This is a genomic window from Actinomyces marseillensis (assembly GCF_900155605.1).
Taxonomy (GTDB): Bacteria; Actinomycetota; Actinomycetes; order Actinomycetales; family Actinomycetaceae; genus Pauljensenia; species Pauljensenia marseillensis.
This window is the reverse complement of the sequence record NZ_LT707420.1, coordinates 622,679-641,948: the sequence shown is the minus strand read 5'-3', so window position 1 is coordinate 641,948 and position 19,270 is coordinate 622,679. Positions and strand designations below refer to the sequence as shown.

The following is a 19,270-nucleotide window of genomic DNA, read 5'->3' as shown; positions in this document are numbered from 1 at the left end:
CACCTTTGACACTCTCCACGCGTATGGTGCCGCGCACCCTCCAAAGCGCTTAAACAGCGCTTGGCCTAGACCATTTCCGCGCCGCGTACGCTTCGTCCGTACCGCGCGCCACGGCTTAGTTCGTCACTTCAATCTTTCCGTGAGCCCCTGCCTCGGCAAGGCTCATGACGTGGTTGACGAAGGTGTAGGTCCCCGGTTCTTTGAAGGAGAGCTCCACGAAACCTCCCTGCGCGGGAAGCATGGGGAAGGTTTGGGATCCCCCTCCCCCACGGCTAATGGCATTGCCTCCGTCGATGAGCGTATATCCACCCTCGTCCCAGACGGTATCGAATTGCCCACCGACGATGTGGAAGGACATGGGAGTATTCGGGCCTGAATCCATCAGCCAGAAACGCACGCGCTCGCCAACCTTCACTTTGAGGGGGTGCGCGTCGTACTGGAAGGGGCGACCATTAAACGCCTGCAGGTCAGGCATCATCGAGGCGATCTTCGTGGCGCTTGCGGTTCCGCCGTTATCCCCCAGATACAGCTCGGTCGCAACCATCGCGTACTCGTGATCCACTGGGCGCAGATCGCTTGGGTCAATAATCACCGCACCGGTCATACCGTTGGCAATGTGCATGGACATGGGATGCGTCGAGCAGTGGTACATCCAGATACCGGCTGCCTTGGCCGTGAAGGTGTATTCCAGCGTCTGCCCGGGATCGATCGTCTTCATGGCCTCATCCGGCGCAATATCGCCCGCGTGGAAGTCCAGAGAATGCCCCATGGTTCCTTCGTTTTTGAGGGTGATGTGGAAGGTGTCGCCGATCTTCCCTCGAAGGGTGGGGGCGGGAGTGTTCCCATTGAAAGTCCAGACCGTCCTGCTGACATCGTCGCTCAGGTTCTGCACGATATCGTCGCGGGCAACCAGGGTGTAGTAGTGGTCTTTTTCTTCCGAGGCCGGTGCAACTTCAGCGGGATAGGGATCGACTTTCGCTGCGTAGGCTCGTAGTTGATCCGCGGTGGGGATTCCCGTTCCCGTTGCAACCTCGTGGTTGTGGGAGCTGCCGGCGGAGTGCGAGCCTGTTGAACCAGTGCCGCCCGGTGCACCATCGGCGACAATGCTCAGCGTCATTCCCATCTCGCGGTGCCCCGGCAGTGAACACCAGCCCTCAGTGTTGGCAGTGATCACTCCGGCGTCCAGTTCTGCGCTTGCTCCAGGGGCCAGAGAGCCGGTCGTTTGCCCACTAGCAAGAACGAGGTCGTGCCGTTGTTCCGCGGTGTTCGTGAAAGTAATGTGCAGTCGATTTCCCGCCGGAACGTGGACGACAGAAGGAGTGAAGGACATCCCTTGGACACCGATTTCCACGTGGGTGGTTTCACCGGTTTCTTTCACCTGCGTTGCCGAGGCCACGCTTGAGTGTGCCCCCGCATCCGCGCCCGTCGTGCCCAGGTTTGTCCCTCCCGCGAGAACGCTGGCAACGACGAGAGCCACAACTGCGCCAAGGCCAGTGAAGACCATCGCTGCCCGCGAGGGCCCGGTGTTTTCTTCGCTCATTGAACCTGCCTACTTTCACTCAGGGTTTCACTGCGGGCACGACGTGCCCGCGCTTGAGTAACGCCAGTTTTTGCATAGATGACGACATCGATGACGAAGGTTGCGATCACAAGGAACCATCCCGCCATTCGAAGCACGTGAACAGAGGTGCTATCGCCTGCGAAGAACAGAAATAGCTCGAGGATCAGTGCGCTGTTTCGTAGCCCCAAACGCAGGGGAAACTGCCAGTCGATGATTGCGATACCGATTCGAACGATGGAGGGGCCACCGCCGATCACGACCGGCATCAGATAGGACAGAGCGCCTTGGAAGAGCTGAGTAAAACCCGCGATTCCAATGATGGGAAGCCACATGAGGGTGAGCGCACGAAGCTGAGAGGGAGTGGAGACGAACAGTGCCGCCACTCCTAGAGCGCACACTCCCACGCTGATCCACAGCAGACCAAGCAGGAATGACCAGGCGGAATACTCACGCGGACCTTTATTTCGAAGGACTTTCGCGTAAGGGTAGACGATCCCGACAATTGCGCATGCCCCGACCGCAAGGATCCCCGCTCCGACCAGGGGCATCACGCCCAGAAGGGCACCAGCGATTGCAAGAAGCAAGCTCAAACACCAGGGAAGAAGAACCCGCACACCGCCGCTGACTGCATCGGGAGACATCCGAGTGCGCAGAATTGTCGGCCCCAAGGTAATAACCGTTCCACCTATCGTGAGACCAACCCATCCCGCAACGCCACTGAGGGCGTGAGCAAGGGTCAGGCGATCGCGCATCGCGACCATGGCCTCGGGAATGGACGGTGAAAACATCGTTACGGTGACAAAGGAAGCCAGCAGCGCGGCAAGAACAAAGAACGAGGCCGAGCACACGTAGTAGCGCACGACGATGACGAAGCGGGAAGCCAAGCGTTCGCGAAGAACCGAGAGCATTTCGGCGCCGTGCCACGCGGCGACTGCGGCAATTCCGGTCGCAGCGATCACTGTACCGACCATCCATCCCAGCCACATTGAGACAAAGAGCGAGGCGAAGAAGGCATTGAAGATCAGGACGCGGATGGTGTTGTGTCGGCGCGCTCGCGGGTCATCAGCGGACAAGCGCGCCAGAGAGCGCGCGAAGAACCACGACCACTGAAAAATCCCATTGCTTAAGACACCCAGGGTCACCAGGTGAATCATGGTCCACAGGGGTTGGGGCATCCGGCTTTTAGCGACCAGCGTGGCAAGCGCCATTGCGACCGCGATCATCATCCAGATCGAGGTGAAAGTGTCAGTGCGCTGTCGAGCAGTTTTTGCGGGAGTCAGCGTGGATGCGGAAGGCGAAGCAATCTCAGGCATGAGTGCTCCGCTCGCGCCTCGTGTTCGCAATAGTCACGCTCGCCGTCGTGACGACAAAGAGGAGGAAGGCGCACACGCCCAGCGTTCCCCCAAAGCGCCAGGGAAGTGCAGCCTCGCGCGCACCAGAAAGGAAACGGATCAGCAGACTCAAGTGGAAAAGAATGAGGGGAACCCACATCGCAAGGTGATAGGGAACCTCGCGGCGAATCACCGAGGGGATGATGACCGGCGCGTGCGCGATAACCATTGAGACCGCGAAACCCACGGTCAGGGCGTGGACGATCGCATCGTAGCCGTAGCCGGAAAAGGTCGGGGGCGCGGTAATCCACAGAACAGCCGGGAGCATCGCCCACCCGTATCCCGCGAGCATCGCAACCGCAGAAAGACGCGGAATTCCAGGGATTTTGATCGTTTTGAGAGCCACGTCGTGATATCCCATGTCGATCGCAAGGGCTGCAAGGGAGATCCCGAGAAGCGGGTAGGCGACAAGGGGAACAATCAGCGTCAGGGCAAGCGAGATGACCAGAGCTCCGACCCAGACTAGGACTCGCTTCTCGGTTGTTTCACTGAAGGCAAGGCGCGCCAATTCGAGGCGCTCACCAATGATCGTCAGGACCAAGAAGAATAGCCACCAGGGCATGATGAGGGCGACTTCCAGTCCTCGCATCCACAAAAGAATCCCGCACAAGCCGACACATGCACCGATCAATTGGATGAGGACCGCGTACGAAGCTTGACGCTTTTTCCACACATGCCGGTAAATCATGACCAGGGTGATCATGGAGATTGTCCACAGGACTGCCGGAAGCATTCGCTGGGATTGATACCCGGGAAGGGTGCGACTCAGGTAGGCCGGAAGCGGCAATGTGGCAATGAAATTGGCGACCGCGCGGCTTTGAGAGATGACGATGGCTGCAATTCCCGCGAGCGCCGAGGCGGCCGGGGAAAGGTAGGCCCATCGAGAGTTCAGCGCTACTGCCCGCTCTAAACAGATCGCTGTTCCCAGGAAGCCGTAGACCATGAGGATTCCGTGGATTGCACCCAGATCCGTCGAGTTCACGGGAGCAAGAGCCCCCAGGCGAACAAGAGCTGCGTCAAGTCCCGCAAGAAGCGCGAGGGCTGCCCCCATGAGCAGGATCATTCGAGGCCAGGGAAAAGGCGGGCGTGCAGAGGTTAAGGTATCCGCACCTTCACGCGTTTTCTCCACCATTTTTACCGGACCTCTCCTGCTTTAATGAGACCCCTTAAAGGTACCGGTCAGGAGGCTCTTTTTCCACCAAGCCGCAAATCCTGAACGCGAATAACGGATAGGGGTGCGGGGCCGTCACACGACCCCGCACCCCTCACAAAGGTTATGAACGCGAGCTCAGCCCTTCAAGGCCTCGCTCACCAATTGCTTAGCCGCTTCCTGAACCTGAGCAAGGTGCTCGGCTCCGCGGAAGGACTCAGCATAGATCTTGTAGACATCCTCCGTGCCCGAAGGACGAGCCGCAAACCACGCGACGTCAGTCGTCACTTTCAGGCCACCGATTGCTGCATCATTACCTGGAGCACGCACGAGCTTTGCGGTGATCGGGTCACCGGCCAGTTCGGTTGCGGAAACATCCTCGGGAGACAAAGCAGCAAGCTTTGCCTTTTCTTCACGGTTCGCAGGCGCATCGATTCGCGCATAAGCCGAAGCCCCGAAACGTTCGACCTGTTCTTCGTGCAGCTGCGAGGGTGTCTTACCGGTAACGGCCAAAATCTCAGAGGCCAGAAGGGCCAAGATGATTCCGTCTTTATCGGTGGACCACACGGTGCCATCCTTGCGAAGGAAGGACGCTCCTGCGCTTTCCTCGCCGCCGAAACCGAGCTCGGCGCTGACCAGCCCGGGAACGAAGTACTTGAAGCCGACGGGGACCTCAATGAGCTTTCGCCCAATAGAATCAGCGACGCGGTCGATGAGTGCCGAGGACACCAAGGTCTTACCGACTGCAGCGTTTGCGGGCCAGTTCGGGCGGTGCGTGAAGAGGTATTCGATCGCAACGGCCAAGTAGTGGTTCGGGTTCATCAAACCGTCGGGCGTCACGATTCCGTGACGGTCCGAGTCAGCGTCATTTCCGGTCGCAATATCGTAGGGAGTGTTTCCGTTTTCGTCCGGAGTCATCGCATTACGCAACGAGGCCATCGCATAGGGAGAGGAGCAGTCCATACGGATCTTTCCATCCCAGTCCAAGGTCATGAACGACCATGCAGGATCAACGATTGGGTTGACCACGGTGAGCTCAAGACCGTAGCGCTCGGCAATTGCGCCCCAGTAGTCCACCGATGCTCCGCCCAGCGGATCGGCGCCAATGCGCACGCCGGCCTCGCGAATCGCATCGATATCGATGACCTGGTCAAGCTGATCGACGTAGTAGGCAAGGTAGTCGAAGCGGTGGATACAGGGGTGATCCAGCAGGTCCGAACCCAGCACGCGATCGACGCTGCGCCAGCCTTTTTCAAGGATTTCGTTGGCGCGCTTGGCGATCCACGAGGTCGCATCGGAGTCCGCGGGACCACCGTGAGGCGGGTTGTACTTGAATCCGCCGTCACGAGGCGGGTTGTGGCTGGGGGTGACGACGATACCGTCAGCCAGTCCCTCCCCTGCCATGCGCAGGTGCTTGGGTGCACCATTTGCGCCGAGGACCGCCACAGAAACCGCGGGGGTCGGAGTGAAAGATCCGCGTGCATCAATGCGGACATCAACGTTATTGGCGGCCAAGACTTCCAGGGCGGTCCGCCATGCGGGTTCGCTCAGCGCGTGGGTGTCGCGACCAATGAAAAGCGGACCATTGAAGCCCTGCTCGGCTCGGTAGTCGACTATCGCCTGGGTGATCGCAACGATGTGTGCTTCATTGAACTTGCCATCGAATGCGCTACCGCGGTGACCGGAGGTACCAAAAGACACCCGTTGATCGGGGTTTGAGGGGTCCGGTTCAATGTCGTAATACGCGGAAATTAGCGCATCAATATCGGTGAGGTCTTCGGGAAGGGCAACAGTGCCAGCTCGATCAAACATGCTTTTAGTCTGCAATGTTTCCCTCAGGCGTGCAAGAGAGTCCACATAGAGCACAATCATGAGTAAATATTCGTCAAGCCCCGACGTCTTGGCCGCCCGTGGGCTAAACTCGATCAGGATGTCGCTTTCGCAACGACGCTGACAGTGACAGGCATGGACGGCAAAGGAGAACCCCATGGGCTGGTTGGATTCAATCGAGCACAATCGCTGGCTTTCAGCGCAACTTCAAGCTCTGATCGCAGAAGCAAAAGTCAGTACAACACCTTCAGGTTTCAGCGAAGGCCCGGAAGGTGAGGAACCCAACCCTCGCGCCCAGTTCACCCTCAGTGCTCGAATGCTCCACGCCTTTTCTTTGGGGACGCTCTTGGGGCTTCCGGGCTCTCGCCGCTACGCCGACCACGCGACGCGTACCCTGCGTCGCGTGATTGACGAGCACCTGAAGGAACTCCCCGACCCAAGCGCCGTTGATGAAGAAGAAAACACCGACTCGGAAGCTTATAAGGCAGAAGTTCGCGGCGGAGACATCGACTACCAGCTCGATAACGCACTACTAATCAGTGCGAGCGCCGCGGCCACCGTTGCAAACCGCCCCGGCGCACACGAACTCCTCCTGGGGGCTCTTCACGAACAAGAACGCCGTTGGCTAGCGCCGAATTCGCTAGTCTACGGGGCAATTGCCTCGGGAAGTACACAGCACAAGGCTCCGATCATCTCCCTGGGGACCCTGGCCTCGACAACCGAGGCCTACCTTGCCGCCGCTGAAGCGACCGCCGACCCCGTGTGGATCGACCGCGCAGAGGCGATCACCCTTGCGGTCGCGCGCATGGGAGGCGAGGCCTCGTGGAGGCTCGGCGAATACATCGATATCGAGACCTCCTCCCCCGTTGCCCAAGGCGAGCAGGGGTGGGCAAAGAAGTGGGAACACTGGTCCTCGACCCCCGTGCTTGAGGGAGTACAGATCGGTACCCTGTTGCGCTGGGCGCGTTTGTCGATCGAGGTCCGCGCTGCGCTGCGCTCTTTGGGACGCAAACCCGATGATGCTCTTCTCGAGGCCGCGACCGAATTCTTTGAGCGTGCTCGCGTCGACGGGTGGAGGCAGCTGGGCCATGCCGGCTTTGTCACCTCTGTCGGTTTCGATGATCACGAGAAGCAGATTCTGGATAATCGCCACTACATGTGGGTTGCCTGCGAGGGCGTATGCGCGGCGGTTTCTCTAGCGCGAGCGCTTCGCGATGACGGCGCCAGCGAGGGTGAAGTCGAACACTATGAGCACTGCTATCGTTCATGGCTCGATTTCATTAACGATGAGCTCATTGTCCGCCCGGGACAGTGGCTGCACGTCCTCTCTTTCGACAACCAGGTGACTGAAGAGTCGACCCCGCGCAGTGGCGATATTGCGTGGGCAATTCAGACCGTATTGATTGGTCGTATTCCGATGTGGCCGCCTTTCGCTTCGGCCATTTCACGAGGCCTTCTTGACCACCCTGAGGAGGCTCCTACCGACCGTCGCTCCTGGGTTCCTTTCCGTCGACGCCACTGAGGAATATTAGGGATCTATTACATATTCAGGAAGACGAATGTGCGAATAGATCAAGATCCGCTATGATTGGCGGGTCTGGAGGGCTGACCGAGTGGCCGAAGGTGACGGTCTTGAAAACCGTTGTGTCAGCAATGGCACCAGGGGTTCGAATCCCTTGCCCTCCGCGGTTCCGACAACAATAAGGTCGCAGTGCGTTTCGCGTCTGCGAAGAAAATGCCTTAGAGTAGTCGGCATTGGAGACGTCGCATAGTCCGGTCGAGTGCGCCTCCCTGCTAAGGAGGTAGGGGTTCACGCCCCTCGCGGGTTCAAATCCCGCCGTCTCCGCAAATAACCCCGAGTTTTCCTTGAAAACTCGGGGTTTTTCTATGCCTATTTCGGTAGGCTGGCACCTTGTTGCACCGTCACCCACTTGTCTGAGCACTTTTCGTCACAATGATGAAATACACAAACAATTGCCCAGGTGGCACGCAGAAAGTAAATTAAAGCTTGTATCCCTATAAATTGTGCGATGAGAGAGATTTCCATGACACACCCTCGACTGCTCAATACGCGTGTGCGTATAGCTGGTGCGGCAAGTATTGCCACACTTTCGCTACTGTTCACGCCGCTCAGCCCCCTATACGGGAGCGTAGCGGCTGATAACAGCAGCGAGACCACTCAGGCAGCCCAAACCTCGGATACAGGCAGCGAAAACGCCACGACCGAAGAAGCAAGCGGCGCCTCCGCTGAGGAAACCCCTGCTCCGGCAACAAATACCGAAGCCCCCGCAGAGATTTCAGCACAGAACGCAGGAGTGAGCGCAGACGCGAACACCCCTCGCACGCGCCGCGCCCGTGCGGTCGCGGACGACCAGGCGACCCTGGCCCTGAACGTCGTCAACGATGAACCGACCCTGCGCATCCACGACGATCAGATCACGACGATCAATTTCTCCTGCTCCTCGGTCACCACCCCCTGTAAAGGCGCCGAAATTGAGCTCACGCTGCCCGGCCCCATCACGCCGGCCGGCCTCAAGCTCGCAGAGCGCGGCTACACGGTCGTCCCCGTCACCGGCGACAGCGTCACCAAGACGACGAACTCGACGGAAAAGACCCCGGACGGCACCCGCGTGCAGCACTACATCTTCAAGCTGAAGGACCCGCTGCCCGCCGGCACGTCCGATCGAATCCAGGTCACCTGGCACTACGACTACTATGACGCGCCGAACAACTCCACGACGAACCAGACGGTGACCTTCCGGGCGGCTAACGCCCAGACGGTCGAGCAGGCGCTCACCACCACGTGGACGGCCACCACCGACGTCGCCATCGAGAAGAGCGGCCCCACGAATCCCTCCAACTATCCCGCGGCCGGCGGCGAGACGACCTACAGGCTCCGCTACGGCTACCAGCAGATCGACCAGACCAACCCCAACAAGGTCGGCATCCGCTGGAACGGCTCCTCGCTGAAGAACGGCCTCAACGGCCTCGGCTTCGTGGGTGTCCAGAACATCAAGGTTGTGGACCCGCTGCCCGCCAAGGCCGTCTTCGTCACGGCCTCCGACGGCGGCGTGTACGATCCGGCCACCCATACCGTCACCTGGTCCTACGACAAGTGGTTCTGGCAGAACCCGATCGAGTCGACCGTCACCGTGAAGTACCCCGCGGGTAGTGTCACGACCGCCGACACGGTCACCAACAAGGCGACCATTAGCGCCGAGGTCATGAACGACCCCTCGACCATCGTCACCAAGAGCTCCGAGATCAGCCACGGCTTCGCCGAGCGCAAGCCAGGTGGCGGCATCTCCAAGGCCGGTAACGACTGGGCGTACCAGGTACGCGGAGGCCTCTACCAGTGGCGCTTCGGCGGCGACAACACCGGTAACACCGTGCTGCACTTCCGCTGGGAGGACACGCTTCCCTGCACCTGGTCCTCCCAGGATGCCAAGGCCTCGGGAAACTCCTGCGATACCCCGACCATGGTCAGCCCCTACCGCTTCACCGTCTTCAGCAAGTCCGGGTACGAGGATAACGGCGGCTGGAAGCTGGAGTACTGGACCAACAAGGGCAACCATGAAACCGTGGTCTACAACAAGACCACAGGCCTCACGCTTCCCGAGGGCGAGTGGATCACCCGCTTCACGATCGACACGGACGCCGCTCCGCAGTCCCGCCCCTCGGCGTGGCTGCACGGAACCGTTCCCACGGATTTCCCGAAGACTGAACCCGCAGACTTCGCCTCTCACTACAACCCCGCGTCGCAGCCGGAGAGATACTACAACTACGTGGCCTCCCCGGATTATGTGCGCTTCCAGAACTGCGCGAGCGGAACCGTCACCGACAAGGACAGCGGCCGCGTCCTCGTCCAGAACGACAACCTCTGCTCCTGGATGCGCGTGCGCGACGAGTTCCCCTCCGTGCAGGCCTACAAGGTCGTTCGCACCAACCCGGTGGTCGTGGGGAAGCCCGCACAGTTCTTCATCAACGGCACCGCTAAGGCGAAGTCCGAGGGTGGCACGCCCACTCCGTTCACGATCGTGGACCTCCTGCCCGAGGGCTTTGATGTGGACGATGTCTCCAAGATTGTTCCCGAGAAGCGCTCGACGCTGAAGAATCCCGACGGCACCCCCTACGACCTGAGCAAGGTTACGGTGGAGATCGAGAAGAACTTCAACAACACCGGCCGTACCCTGATTCGCTGGAACGTTCCGGATCCGGTCGAGGGCAGCCTGTACTCGACCTTCGACGTGAACGTGCTTGCGACCGCTCCGGCTGGTAAGAACACGAACGACGCCATGGCGTTCATGCCCGGCGACGGCGCGAAGGCGACCACCGAGGATAAGAGCTTGCGCAACACGAACTACTGCATCGGTAGCCGCGCGGTCGACACCTTCGACGTGAACAAGAACGGCTCGATGACCGACTACATCTGTAACGCCGCGAGGGACTTCAACGTCGCCACGACCCCCTCGATGGCCATCGAGAAGGAAGTGAAGGGTAATAAGAACCCCGACTTCGTTCCGGCCGGCGAGGTCGCCGAGATTGACCCGGGTGCCGATGGCGCCTACCGTTTCACGATCTCCAACGCGGGTAACACCCCGCTGACCAAGGTCGTTGCCTACGACATCCTTCCCCACCTGAACGACGTGGGTGTCGGCCCCGCCTCCTCGCAGGCCCGTGGCTCCCACTGGAAGCCGAACCTGAACTCCACGGCGTGGGCGTTCGAGTCGGTGAAGGAGAAGCCGGGTCGCGATCCCGAGGTCACGGCTGTTCCGGCCTCGGACATCACGGTCCAGTACTCGACGGTTCCCAACCCCTGCCGCGGCGAGGTCCTCTCCGCGGGTGGCGCCATGAATGACGCCCCCGCCGGTTGTACCCCCAATGCGTGGGGCGACGCTCCCGCCGACCTGACGACGATCACCGGCTTCCGCCTGGTGATGAACCGCGACATCGAGCCGGGTGAGAAGATCCGCTTCGTCGCGACCATGACCTCCCCGGTCAACGCCAACCTCATCGCCTGGAACTCCGTGGCCATGTCCGGTGGCTCCATGCAGAACGGCAAGGTGTCCTATCTGCTGCCCAACGAGGCCCCCAAGGTCGGCATCAACGTCTCCTCCGACGTCGAACTGAAGAAGACGGTTGCCCGGGCGAAGATGAACGGCGACGAGCCGGTTCGTGACGCTAACGGCGTCATCGAGACGGTTGAGTCGACGGACCCGATCATGCCGGGTGACTACATGCTGTACAAGGTGAACCTGAAGGCCAAGGGCCCTGCTGTCGCCTCGGGTATGAACGTTGCTGACGCTCTGCCTTCTGGTGTGGAGTACGTGTCTTCCGAGACGCGTATCTGCCAGGATGGTGCGACGAACCCCTGCACCGGCCCGGTCTACGCGACCGCCAACTACGATGCGGCGGCCGGTACCTGGAGTGCGATGGAGTCCGGCATCCTCGACACCAACCTCAACGTTGGTGGTACCGAGACGCTGTATCTCCTCGTGAAGGTCAAGCCCTCGACCGAGGGTTCGACCATCACGAACACAGCGACGCTGGGTAAGTTCGACCAGATCGACTCCAACCCGGACAACAACAAGGACAGCGCGACCTTCAAGGTGGGCGGCACCATCTCGGGCACCATCTACAACGACAAGGATGCGACCTGGTTCAACGATTCGCCCGTCCTCGATAGTCCTTTCGAGGGTGTGACGGTTCGTCTGCTCGACGCGGACGGCAACCCGGTGAAGGACTCGTCCGGCGCCGACATCACCACGAAGACCGACGCCGACGGTAAGTACACCTTCACCCGTCTGCCGCTGGGCTCGTACAAGGTCGAGGTCGTTGCGGGTGATGCGAAGGTTGACGGCACCGACGTGAACCTGGCCGACTACAAGCAGACCTACGGCTACGGCTCGTCAACCAGGCGCAGCGAGGCCGGCAAGGGCAAGCTCGTCACGCCGACCCCGATCGCCCTGACGAGTGCCGCGCCCAACGCCACGAAGGTCGACTTTGCGTTCGTGAAGCCCGCCTCGGTGGGTAACTTCGTGTGGTTCGACGCGAACAAGGATGGCATCCAGGACGCGGACGAGTTCGGCGTCGCCGGCGTCACCGTCACTCTGACGGACGGTGCCGGCAACCCAGTCATCGACCTGGACGGCAACCCCGTCAAGCCTGTGACCACGGATGCCAACGGTAAGTACGAGTTCACGAACCTGATGCCGAACGTCGATCGGATCGTCGCGAACGCGGGCGAGGAGAACTACAAGGTCACCTTCACTCCTCCCGCCGGCTACTCCGCGACCAAGAGCTACGCGGCTGCGGACGGCGAGAAGGACTCCAACGGCGCCGACAGCTCCGTAACGCTCACCGAGGGTCAGAACGATGAGACCGTCGACTTCGGCCTCGTCGCCGACGGCACGATTGGTGACACCCTGTTCTGGGACGTCGACAACAACGGTGGCTCCGCGCCCTCGGGCCCGGACAAGCCGCTGGCTGGCGTAACCGTGACGCTGACCTTCAAGACTCCGGCGGGTGTTGAGAAGACGCTCACGACCACGACCGACGCGGACGGCAAGTACAAGTTCGAGAACCTGGCCCCCGGCGACTACAAGGTCACCGTTGATCAGGCCTCGCTGACGACTGCATGCCCCGCGTGCACCGCACAAACCCACGCTCCTTCAGGAAATCTGACCCCTTCAGAGAACCAGACGCTCTCCCTGAGCTCGAAGGTCACTCTGAGCCCCGGCAAGATGAGCAACGATTCTCAGGACTGGGCTTTCACCGGTCCTGCGAACACCGCGATCGTCAAGACCATCACGGATCCGGCAGCCGAGCCCGCGGGTGGCTTCACCCCCGGCACGACTGTCACCTACACGATCACCTTGACGAACGAGGGCCCCAACCCTGCAACCGGTGTCATCGCGCAGGATAAGCTCCCCACGGGTGTGACTTTCGTGAGCTCTACCGGCGACGGCACCTACGATGCAGCCACCGGCAAGTGGGACCTGAGCGATGAGGTCATCGAGAAGGATGCAACCCGCACGCGCACCATCGTCGTGCGAGTGACTCCCGAGGCCGCTGGTTCGATCGTCACCAACACGGCGACCATCGAACACCAGGATCAGTTCGGTGATAAGACCGCGGACAACACCTCCTCGGTGCCCTTGACCGCCGGTTACACGATCGCTGGCAAGCTCTACAACGATGCCAACGCATCCTTCAGCTCTGATAACGGCGAAAACCCCTACTCGGGTGTTACCGTTGCGCTCCTCAAGAAGGACGGCACCCCTGTCCTCGACAAGGATGGCAACCCTGTAACCGCTGTGACCGACGCTGACGGCAAGTACTCCTTCGCGGGTCTTCCCCTGGGTGAATACAAGGTGGATGTTGTTAACCCGACCTCTGGTCCTCTCGCAGGCACCAAGCCTCTCGAGGCCTACACGGGTCGCTACAAGACCAGCGCTGAAGTGACGATCAAGGCTGAAACCGGTTCCGTTATCGACGTGAACTTCGGCTTCGTCAAGCCCGCTTCGCTGGGTGACTACACCTGGATGGACGTCAACCGCGATGGCATTCAGGATACCGACGAACCGGCTCTGCCCGGCGTGACGGTCACCCTGACCTACGCGGACGGCTCCGCCGTGACCGATGCCTCTGGCAATGCCGTGACAGCGAAGACAAGCGACGCGAATGGCAAGTACAAGTTCGAGAACCTGCTGCCCGGCGACTACAAGGTGTCCTTCCAGGCACCTGCAGGCTACGAGGCCACAACCTCGGATGCCGGAACCGACCGCGCTCTCGACTCCAACGGAGCTACGGCCTCGGTCACCCTGGCTCAGGATCAGACGGATGAAACGATTGACTTCGGTGCCGTTGGTACCGGTGTCATCGGCGATCAGCTGTTCCTCGACGTCAACCAGAATGGTGGCAATGCCCCCGACGCTGGCGACAAGGTGCTGCCCGGCGTGAAGGTCACTTTGACCTGGACCGGCCCGGGTGGAATCACCCGCACCTACGAGACCACGACCGATGCGGATGGCAAGTACAAGTTCGAGAACCTGCTGCCCGGCGACTACAAGGTGAGTATCGATCCTCAGACTCTCCAGACCGCCGAACCGCTGCTCGACGTTCTCACCCACTCCCCTGCTGGAGATGTTGAGAACAAGACCGTGGTCAGTGATGCAACCAAGGCTGATTCCACCGCCTTCGCAACCGCCATGAAGCTCACGGCTAACCTGACTCTGACGGGCGAGAAGAACCAGAACCTTGATCAGGACTGGGGCTTCGGAATCTCGGCTGACACCGCCATCAAGAAGGCGATCACCGATCCGGACGAGGTCGATCAGGAAACCTTCGAGTTCACCCCCGGTAAGAAGGTCACCTACACCCTGACCCTGTCCAACAATGGTCCGGGCGTGGCAACCGGTGTCACCGTCTCCGACAAGCTCCCGGCGGGCGTTAAGTTCGTCAAGGCTGAAGGCGACGGCACCTACGATGCGACCGCCGGCGTGTGGAACCTGTCCGGAGAGACCATCGCCAAGGGTGATGATCAATCCATCGAAATCACCGTCGAGATCACCGGTGAAGGTGCGGGCGCGCTCGTCACGAACGTCGCGCGTGTCTCCCACCAGGATCAGGCGGGCGACAACCCTACGAACAACGAGTCCTCGGCGTCCTTCAAGGGCGGCTACAACCTCGGTGGCACGATCTACCGTGACTCCGATGCAAGCTTCTCCAAGAGCTCGACCGAAGAGCGTTTCGCCGGCGTGACTGTCGCCCTGCTCGATGGCGATGGCAACCCCGTCCTCAATCACGATGGCAACCCCATGACGACCGTGACCGATGCCGATGGCAACTACCAGTTTGTTGGCCTCGGAGTGGGCACCTACCGTGTCTCGATCGTTGATCCGAACACGGGCGTCTTGGCCGGTCTGACCAACACCCAGGCCTACACCGGACGCGGCGCAACCCAGGCACCGGTGACCATCACCGATTCCTCGGTCCAGGGCGTTGACTTTGGCTTCGTCAAGCCGGCAACGATCGGCGACCGCGTGTGGAACGATCAGGATCACAACGGCGTTGACAATGGTGAGCCCGGAGTTCCCGGCGTGACCGTGATCCTCAAGGATGCTTCCGGCACCGAGGTCGCGCGTACGACGACCGACTCCGATGGTCGCTACCGCTTCGAGGGAGTCCTCCCCGGCACCTACACCGTGTCGATCGAGGTTCCTTCCGGTTACGAGGCCGCGTCGACCGCTCAGTCCGTTAGCGTGACGGAGGGCGAGGTCAACTTGGATATTGACTTCCCGGTCACCTTGATCCCGACGCCTTCGCAGCCTGCGAAGTCGATCCTGGCGAAGACCGGTTCGGATGCACAGTGGATCGCGATCCTCACGGCCATGTTGCTGACCGCTGGTGTGGGTGTCCTTGGCACCGCTCGCAAGCGTCGCAACTGATCGCATGACGCGAGTGCGGTTCTAACCGCAAAGCTCGGGCCGGGCCTCGACGAAAGTCGGGGCCCGGCCCTTTTTGTGTGTTTTATCGTTATGTCTCCAGGGGCGTGCTTTTGCGAGTTCGCTTTGTGCTGCCCAACCTGCGGTCTTAACAGTGCGCGCACCGCGGCTTAGATCGCGCAGTCATGCTTTAGCTCTCCCCTTCCCCCGTTAGCTCTCTCATTCCTGGTTTAGCTCGCTCACCTACCGCCTTAGAACAGCAATAGGCCCGGAATGAATGAGCTAAACCAGGAGGGAGGGAGGAGGAAGAAGAAGAGAGCGCGGGAACGAGGCCGCACCGGGCAACGCGCGCCGACAACCCCGTGCCCTGGGGACCGTACAGGTACGACTGTGCCCCTGGGTGCGGCAGCACCCAGGGGCACACGGCCTTAGCCAAGAAGCGGCGGCATGAGCCGCTGCCTGAAAAGCTTCTCAGTCGAGCTGGTCGAAAGAGCGCATCCACGCGGAGTGGATCGGATTCGCATCCGCGACCATGGCTTCGAAACGGTTATCCGCGATCTCAATGACCTCGTTGAGGGTCACACGCATTTCGCGCAAGTCCGAGCTCTCAACACGGCGCCAACCATCAGCCAACAATTGATCCGCTGAATCAATGCGTGAAACACAGACGATCATCGGACGATTGAAGCGTTCGCGGTAGGCCTTACCCAAGACGCGAAGCTCTTCTTGCTTCGCAGGGTCAAAGTCACCCAGCAAGGTGGAACCGGTGTCCACCAAAGCCTGCTCATCGGCCTCGTCGGACAACAGGAGGTCAACGATATCGGTGTAGCCGGCAATCAGTGATTCCTGTTCCTCGGGGCTTGCCTGAGCAACGGCGTCTTGGAAGGCGTAACGCAACTCTGACACGTTAGCGAAAGGCGCGCGGGCCCATGCTCGCTCTAGTGGCCACGTGACGCCTGAGAACATTGGCTCAAACACGCGAACGAACTTCTCTTCGCCCAAGCTATTGACTGCGTCCAAGTCCAGCGGACGACCATCGAGCATCGACACCGCGGGAGCTGGCTTGCGACCAATGTGGAAGAAGATGATGTTGAGGATGATCGCGCAGATCGAACCGATAGTCACACCGGATCCGAACAGAATCTGCGCCCACGAAGGCACATATCCTGCTAAGTCCGGCTTCAAGGTCACCAGCAGGCCCAGACCGATTGAGGTCGACACGATCACCGAATTACGGTTATCGCGCATATCAACCGTGGACAGAGTCTGAATACCAACAACCGCAACGGCAGCGAACATCGCCAAGGAAGCGCCACCGATCACCGGCTTGGGAATCGACGCTACGACGGCTCCAGCCTTGGGGAGTACACCCAAGATGATCATGATGACACCGGCCGCGGTGACGACCCAACGGGACTTCACTCGAGTCAGACGCACCAGACCAACGTTTTGAGCGAAGCAGGTGTAGGGGAAGGAGTTCAAGACACCGCCCAGAGCGGTAGAAAGGCCATCGGCACGCAGGGCATTAGCGATATGCGCGGGAGTAATGCGCTTTCCAACAACCTCACCCGTGGCGAAAACGTCGCCCGTGGTCTCGACCGCCGTAATCGCCATGACGATCAGCATTGAGATGATCGCAGCGACAGAGAACTTCGGAATTCCAAAGAAGAAGGGGGTGGTGACACCCACCGGTGCCGCCTCCCCCACAGCCGAGAAGTTTGCGTCTCCAAGGAGCCACGCAACAAGGGTTCCTCCGACCAAGCCAAGAAGGACCGCGATAGTCGCCATGAAGCCGGAGAAAATACGCTGAATGATGACGATGACTGCAAGGGTTCCCAGTGCGTATGCGAGGCCTCGCAAGGTTCCTGGAATGGGGTCCGCGCCAACCTTTGCCGCTGCACTTCCCCAGGCGACAATGTCATTTGCCGCGACCGAGAGAAGGGTTGTGCCCATGACGGTCAGCAAAGCACCAGTGACAACAGGCGGGAAGAAACGCAGCAGTTTCGCGAAGAAGGGCGCAGCAAGGAAGGTTGCAATACCGGCAACAATGATGGAGCCATACATTGTTGCGAGGCCTTGAGTTCCGCCGCCTGCCGCCAGACCGACAGCAATCAGGGGCGAGACTGCAGTGAAAGTGACTCCTTGAAGGAGCGGCAGGCGGACACCGATCTTGGGTCCGAGTCCTGCAGATTGAATGATCGAGGCGATACCACAGGTGAAGAGGTCCGCGTTGATCAGGTGAACAGTGGTTGCCGAATCGAGTCCCAATCCGGTGGCAATAACCAGCGGAACAACGACTGCCCCGGCGTAAAACGCGAGGACATGTTGAAAACCAAGGATTGTGAGCTTGGGGAAAGAAGGGACTGCATTGACGGGGTCGATGTGGATGGTGGACATTTTTGGCTGGCTATTTGCCATGGCTGTGCTCCTGCACGTCACTCAAAAATGGACCTCTTCATTTTTACTCATTTTGACCAGCAAATGAAAGTTCCCTCCATTCGCGTTGCTATTTCTTTGGTTGACGAGGCCACACCTCCTTCCGTGATATCGCGCGGTAATTCCGTGGCACAGGGAAGCAGAAAACCAGGGGATGTGATTGATGACGCATTTGTGAGTTTGCTTGTCAGAGCAGCTTGTGCTTAAACTATTTCTCGGCCAATCAATCGGCTTTGCGCTCGTAGCTCAATGGATAGAGCATCTGACTACGGATCAGAAGGTTGGGGGTTCGAGTCCCTTCGAGCGCGCAAGCGGCCCCGCTCGGTGCGTCCCACCGGTCGGGGCTTTGCTTTACCCGCTTTCGAACGCGCCGACGCGGGTTAAAGGATAAAGCGTGTTGGTTATGTGGGGACTTTTTGGTGTAGTGCTGCGGGAAAGTCGGTATTGAAGTTGGTGGCGACCAACTTGGAGGGTGGACACTACGTGTTGCTGAAGTGTTGACTTTTCGGCCTGATGGTACGGGAAAGTTGGTGTTTTTGTTGCTCGAGGAAGACACGGAGAAACCAGGGTCCCCACCAAGTTCCCTTACTGGCACCGTTCCAAAACCGATGTCATTGCTTTCTTTTCTGCCCGGGTCACCCCCAATCCCCATGAAGCTTTCACTGCAATCTGCCTCTGGACGTAGGCGCATTGGTATGCACTGTTGGACGGCAACCACTGATCGGCACTGCTCGCGCCTTTATCTTGATTCGCCGCCCCATCAACAGCCAGCAGGTTGAATGGATCGTTAGCGAAGTCTTGACGCCGCGCTGCATCCCACTGCCATGCCCCGCTCTTCCAGGCGTTCGCAAGGGCAACAACGTGATCAATCTGGACGGCCTCGGAGGAATCCTCGCCTCGTTGGAATTCGATCTGGCGCCCGGTATAGGGATCGTTTAAAACCCCCGACACAACAACGCACTGCGGTGAGCTTCGCTTCATCTGAAGATCACGCAGGTCCCGTTTCAACACGTCGTTTCTGGTGTCACAACCATTGCGGTCCACGTCAGCCCAGCGCTGACCGAATTGATCTCGAGAATATTGCGGGACTGATTCTGACCCTTTCTCAATGACGCGCAGTTCTTCAAGCGCGCGGCGACTATCATCAGCGCTCCCCAAGGTCACATCCGCCGGTCCCGTTGCATGGGTGGACCCCGAGGCGCGCCACCAGAATCCCAGCAGCAGCGCAAAAGCGGCGAGGAAGACACTGAACACAATGATCAGACGCCCTCTGTGTGTGCGTTTCATCTTCCTCACCTCCCGACTTTCCTGAGAACTACCAACACCCTAAGGGAAACAACATCCATGCCTCCCTCACACTATGCCGCAAGGAGTCATCATTTCCCGCTACAGCACCCAGATCTGTGGAAAACGCCGAAAGGACCTACACCCTGTGGATAAAAAGAAGCCCGCCTCC

At 59.8% G+C, this 19,270-nt stretch carries 8 protein-coding genes and 3 tRNA genes; 5 read left to right on the top strand and 6 right to left on the bottom strand.

The genetic code is table 11. The features are described 5' to 3' along the window. Positions 1-115: 115 nt before the first annotated feature. The 4 genes from BQ8011_RS02720 to pgm form a co-directional block, all read right to left on the bottom strand. Positions 116-1,540, bottom strand: coding sequence for a multicopper oxidase domain-containing protein (locus BQ8011_RS02720; protein ID WP_072457223.1), 1,425 nt, complete (start codon positions 1,538-1,540; stop codon positions 116-118). Continuing rightward, entirely contained in the window at positions 1,537-2,874 is a 1,338-nt protein-coding gene (locus BQ8011_RS02715; protein WP_072457221.1) for a hypothetical protein, read from the bottom strand. The genes BQ8011_RS02720 and BQ8011_RS02715 overlap by 4 nt, the downstream gene beginning before the upstream one ends. After that, the gene (locus tag BQ8011_RS02710; protein WP_072457219.1) at positions 2,867-4,084 is read right to left on the bottom strand and encodes a hypothetical protein; all 1,218 of its coding nucleotides are present in this window, start codon (positions 4,082-4,084) and stop codon (positions 2,867-2,869) included. The genes BQ8011_RS02715 and BQ8011_RS02710 overlap by 8 nt, the downstream gene beginning before the upstream one ends. Positions 4,085-4,240: 156 nt before the next feature. After that, positions 4,241-5,914: a phosphoglucomutase (alpha-D-glucose-1,6-bisphosphate-dependent) gene (pgm, locus tag BQ8011_RS02705; protein WP_072457217.1), complete on the bottom strand. Its 1,674-nt coding sequence runs from the start codon at positions 5,912-5,914 to the stop codon at positions 4,241-4,243. A gap of 175 nt (positions 5,915-6,089) precedes the next feature. On the opposite strand from pgm, the gene BQ8011_RS02700 reads away from it, so the two are divergent. The 4 genes from BQ8011_RS02700 (at position 6,090) to BQ8011_RS02685 (ending at position 15,381) form a co-directional block, all read left to right on the top strand. After that, entirely contained in the window at positions 6,090-7,454 is a 1,365-nt protein-coding gene (locus BQ8011_RS02700; protein WP_072457215.1) for an AGE family epimerase/isomerase, read from the top strand. A 77-nt stretch (positions 7,455-7,531) separates the two neighbouring features. Next, positions 7,532-7,618 (top strand) — tRNA-Ser (locus BQ8011_RS02695). Positions 7,619-7,689: 71 nt separating this feature from the next. Continuing rightward, positions 7,690-7,778, top strand: a tRNA-Ser gene (locus BQ8011_RS02690). 199 nt (positions 7,779-7,977) lie between these two features. Beyond that, on the top strand, positions 7,978-15,381 hold the full coding sequence (locus tag BQ8011_RS02685; protein WP_072457213.1) for an SdrD B-like domain-containing protein: 7,404 nt from the start codon (positions 7,978-7,980) through the stop codon (positions 15,379-15,381). Positions 15,382-15,849: 468 nt separating this feature from the next. On the opposite strand, the gene BQ8011_RS02680 is transcribed toward BQ8011_RS02685, so the two are convergent. Further along, positions 15,850-17,796, bottom strand: coding sequence for a solute carrier family 23 protein (locus tag BQ8011_RS02680; protein WP_072457211.1), 1,947 nt, complete (start codon positions 17,794-17,796; stop codon positions 15,850-15,852). 253 nt (positions 17,797-18,049) lie between these two features. On the opposite strand from BQ8011_RS02680, the gene BQ8011_RS02675 reads away from it, so the two are divergent. After that, positions 18,050-18,122, top strand: a tRNA-Arg gene (locus BQ8011_RS02675). A 277-nt stretch (positions 18,123-18,399) separates the two neighbouring features. Here BQ8011_RS02675 and BQ8011_RS02670 read toward each other — a convergent pair. Then, positions 18,400-19,101: an HNH endonuclease family protein gene (locus BQ8011_RS02670; protein ID WP_072457209.1), complete on the bottom strand. Its 702-nt coding sequence runs from the start codon at positions 19,099-19,101 to the stop codon at positions 18,400-18,402. Between the last annotated feature and the right edge of the window lie 169 nt (positions 19,102-19,270).